The sequence below is a fragment of the Streptomyces sp. A18 genome, assembly GCF_059026065.1.
In genome coordinates this window covers 1-410 of the sequence record NZ_JBWLKL010000160.1, presented here as the reverse complement: position 1 = coordinate 410, position 410 = coordinate 1, and the positions used below count along the sequence as shown (strand labels likewise).

Annotated in this window: 1 protein-coding gene; it reads left to right on the top strand. The window is 68.8% G+C overall.

The annotated features are described in order from the left end of the window. Positions 1–30: 30 nt before the first annotated feature. Positions 31–342: a SpoIIE family protein phosphatase gene (locus AC5P1C_RS43965; RefSeq protein ID WP_493871610.1), complete on the top strand. Its 312-nt coding sequence runs from the start codon at positions 31–33 to the stop codon at positions 340–342. Positions 343–410: the final 68 nt, after the last annotated feature.

Here is a 410-nt window from a genome sequence, read left to right as displayed (position 1 = left end):
GATGCGCGACGGACGCGCCGCCCAAATGCCATTCCCGGCCGGTGGCGCCCGGGGCTTCCGCTCGGTGTCCTGCCCGGCGCTTCGTACACCGCGGCCACCACCGAACTCCACATCGGCAGCATCGTCCTGATGTACTCGGACGGGCCCACCGAACGGCTCGGACGACGCCACGCTCCTCGCCCTACGCCACGAGATGTGAGACGAACCCTCCAGATTCGTGAACCCCGCTCACGGCGGTTGCCTGAGCCATGGCTCAACGACTCGCGGCGCGTTCCGGCTACATGGACGCCAACGACCCGACACCACAGGGGCACGCCAAACTCGTCGGCGCGCACAGGCTGAACTCGCCCCGTACCGGAGGGCTGGAGCGCGGTTCCTGCACGGCACCTTCCTGCACGGCACCTTCGACA